The organism is Caulobacter sp. AP07, from assembly GCF_000281955.1.
Taxonomy (GTDB): domain Bacteria; phylum Pseudomonadota; class Alphaproteobacteria; order Caulobacterales; family Caulobacteraceae; genus Caulobacter.
Map to the genome: position 1 here is coordinate 1 of NZ_AKKF01000110.1, position 3,482 is coordinate 3,482.

A 3,482-nucleotide genomic window follows, 5' to 3' on the forward strand; every position below is an offset into this window, starting at 1 on the left:
GGGGGCAAGGGGGTGAGCCGCTCATCCCTACCGCCCCGCCAAGCTCAGCTTCACGGCCGTCGCGAAATCCCGGTCCCGCAGGATCTCCCGCGCCGCGTTGCGTCCCGGATTGCCGGAAACCCCGCCGCCCGGATGGCACCCCGCCCCGCACATGTAGAGCCCCTTGATCGGCGCCCGGTGGCTGGCGTGGCCCAGCACCGGCCGGGCCGCCCACAGCTGGTCCAGCGACATGTGGCCGTGCATGATGTCGCCGTTGGTCAGGCCGAACTTCCGCTCCAGGTCGAGCGGCGACAGGATCATCCGGCCCAGCACCGAGGCCTTGAAGTTGGGGGCCCAGGCGTTGACCGTGTCGATGATCAGGTCGGCGGCGGCCTCGCGTTCCTCGTCCCACGAACGGCCGTCCCCCAGGTCCCAGGCGAACTGCTGGCAGAACAGGCTGGCCACGTGCTGGCCGGGCGGGGCCAGGGTGGAGTCCAGGGTCGAGGGGATCAGGATCTCGACGATCGGCCGCTTGCTGATCCCGGTCGCCTTGGCGTCGCGATAGGCCTCGTCCATGTAGTCCAGGGTCGGCGACAGCACGATGCCGCACTGGTGGTGCTCGGCGCTGACCTTGCCCGGCAGGCAGGTGAAGTCGGGCAGCTCCGACAGCGCCACGTTCATCCGGAAGGTGCCCGAGCCGTTCTTGTAGCCCTTGATCGCCTTGCGGAACGGGGCGGGCAGGGCCGAGGGCGCGACCAGCTTGCCGTACAGCAGCGACGGATTGAGGTTGGACGAGACGATCGGGGCCCGGAACTGCCGGCCGTCGACCAGTTGCACGCCCACCGCCGTCTTGCCCTTGGGGCCGTCCTCGACATGCACCGCCTCGACGGGCGCTTTCAGCAGGATCTCGACGCCCTTGGCCTGGCAGGCCCGGGCCATGGCCTGGGTGATCGCGCCCATGCCGCCGACCGCGTGGCCCCAGGCGCCCTTCTTGCCGTTCACCTCGCCGAAGGTGTGGTGCAGCAGCACATAGGCCGAGCCGGGCGTATCGGGGCTGGCGAAGTTGCCGACCACGGCGTCGAAGCCGAAGCTGGCCTTGACCGCGTCGCTCTCGAACCAGCCGTCGAGGAAGTCGCGGGCGCTCTTGGTGAACAGGTCCAGCAGGTCGCGCTTGCGCTCGAGAGACAGGCCCGCCAGCCGGGAGCCTTGGCGCAGGCCCCGCAGCAGGCCGGGCAGGCCGTCGGTCAGGTTGGGCGGGGTCTCGCCGGCCAGGTCGCGCAGCACGTCGCCGATCTCGTCCAGCATGTCGTAATAGGCCGGCAGGCGTTCGGCGTCCTTGGCCGAGAACTTGCGGAACTCCGCCTGGGTGCGCTCCAGCCCGCCGCCCAGCTTCATGTAGGACGTGTCGTCGATCGGCAGGAAGTTGGAGATCGGCCGCTCGACGATCTTCAGCCCATGGCCGTGCAGGTCCATGTCGGCGATGACCTTGGGGCTGAGCAGGCTGACCGTGTAGCTGGCCACCGAGTTGCGGAAGCCGGGATGGAACTCCTCGGTCACCGCCGCCCCGCCGACCACGTCCCGGGCCTCGCACACCGTGACCTTCAGCCCGGCGCTGGCCAGGTAGAAGGCGCAGACCAGGCCGTTGTGGCCGCCGCCGATGATGATGGCGTCGCGGTGCTGGACGGTGGCGGTCATGTGTCTCTCCCCGGTGGTCAGGGGAGGTTGCTATACGAGTGTAAAATAGGCAAGGGGATTGGCTCACCCACTTGCCCCCACCTGACCGCTGCGCGGTCTGTCCGCCCCCATAGGGGGCGGAGTTCGCGTGGCGCCGGCGGCGGGGCTCTTCCCCCTATGGGGGAAGACGGTCGCGAAGCGACCCGTAGGGGGCAAGTGCGCCGCTAGATCAAGCCGGGTTCTTGACGCTTGGCCGGTCCTGCAATCGTGCGTTCCAGGCGATCAGCGCCGTACAGTCCTCGGGCACGGCCAACTGCGCGTAGCCGGCGAACACCAGGCCCTCCAGCACCGTGATGTCGGCCATCGAGAACGCCTCGCCAGCCACATAGGGTTGGCCCCGCAGCACCTTGTCGAAATAGCGCATGCCGGCGATCGCCTTGTCGCCCTGTTGGCGGCCCCATTCCTCGCGGCCGGTCCAGTCGGGGCTCTTATAGGCCTGCAGCACGGGGCCCAGGCCCGGGGTGGCGTGGTGGAAATAGCCGCCGATCGCATCGATCAGCTCGGACTCGGCGCGCTTCTGCATCATGTGGATCACGCCCTTCTCGCGCGGCGTCCGGCCGGTCAGGATCGGATCGCCGTCGAGGTTGTCGAGATATTCGGTGATGGCCGTGCATTCGGAAATATGGAGGCCGTCGTCGAGCTCCAGCACCGGCACCGTCCCGGTCGGATTGATCGCCAGGAAAGTGTCCTGCTTGTGCTCGGCGCCGGGCAGGTCGACGTTCACGAACGTCACCTGGTCGGCCAGGCCCTTCTCGGCCAGGGCGATGCGGATGCGCAGCGGATTGGGGAAGCCGGGAATGTCGTGGATCTTCATGGGGTCAGCTCTTTCGTGTTGTCTACCTATCGATAGGTAGGTGACGCAATAACGTCCTTTCGCTTCCGGGAGTCAATGCCTATCTATCGGTAGGTAACTGGAGCGGCGACGTGAGCACGACCGACACGCGGGAAACCATCATGGGCGTGGCCAAGGCCATGGTGCAGGCCCGTGGCTACAACGCCCTGAGCTTTCGCGAGATCGCCAAGGACGTCGGGATCAAGAGCGCCAGCATCCACTACTACTTCCCGACCAAGGGCGACTTGGGGGCGGCGCTGGCCCAGCGCTACACCGACGACGCGGTCGGCTATTTCGAGCAGCTGCTGGTCGAGCCTCTCGACCTGGAGACCCGGTTCCGGCGCTATATCGCGGTGTTCCGGGCCGCCCTGCTGAACGACAACCGCATGTGCCTGTACGGTATCATGGCGGCGGAGTACGGCGACCTGCCGCCCGAGGTGCGCGCCGCGGTCGACGGCTTCAGCGAGGCCAATGTCCGCTGGCTGGTCCAGGTGCTGGCGCCGCGCCACCCCGGGGCCGACGACGTCCAGCGCCGACGGGCCGCCCTGGCGGTCTTCGCGGCCATCGAGGGCGCGCAGCTGGTGGCGCGCGGCCGCGACGACATCGCGGTGTTCGACCAGACGGTGGACGCCTACCGGGCGGCGGGGCTGATGCCTTAGGGTGGTGGTGGTGCGAACCCCCTCCGGCCCTCTGGGCCACCTCCCCCAGAGGGGGAGGATCTGGCGCGATCAGATGCTCCCCCTCTGGGGGAGCTGTCGCGAAGCGACTGAGGGGGTCTTTCTTCCTACCCCCGCTCTTCCCCCCGCGCCGTCAGCCAGTACATCACCGGCGTCGCCACCCGCGACAGCACCGTGCTCGTCACCAGCCCGCCGATGATGGCGATGGCCAGCGGCGAGTACAGCCCCGAGCCCTCCATCGCCAGCGGCAGCAGCCCGCC

General features: G+C 68.6%; 4 protein-coding genes. 1 reads left to right on the forward strand and 3 read right to left on the reverse strand.

The features are described from left to right. Nucleotides 1-27: 27 nt before the first annotated feature. Together PMI01_RS06350 and PMI01_RS06355 are read right to left on the reverse strand one after the other, a co-directional pair. A complete protein-coding gene (locus tag PMI01_RS06350; RefSeq protein WP_007665679.1) occupies nt 28-1,674 on the reverse strand; it encodes a phytoene desaturase family protein in 1,647 nt (548 codons plus the stop codon). A 208-nt stretch (nt 1,675-1,882) separates the two neighbouring features. Continuing rightward, the gene (locus tag PMI01_RS06355) at nt 1,883-2,527 is read right to left on the reverse strand and encodes a glutathione S-transferase (protein ID WP_007665682.1); all 645 of its coding nucleotides are present in this window, start codon (nt 2,525-2,527) and stop codon (nt 1,883-1,885) included. Between the two features lie 110 nt (nt 2,528-2,637). On the opposite strand from PMI01_RS06355, the gene PMI01_RS06360 reads away from it, so the two are divergent. Continuing rightward, a complete protein-coding gene (locus tag PMI01_RS06360) occupies nt 2,638-3,204 on the forward strand; it encodes a TetR/AcrR family transcriptional regulator (protein ID WP_007665684.1) in 567 nt (188 codons plus the stop codon). A gap of 125 nt (nt 3,205-3,329) precedes the next feature. Here the strand turns inward: PMI01_RS06360 and PMI01_RS28185 are convergent. Then, nucleotides 3,330-3,482, reverse strand: a 153-nt coding sequence (locus PMI01_RS28185; protein WP_007665686.1) for an efflux RND transporter permease subunit, incomplete at its 5' end; no start/stop codon positions are given.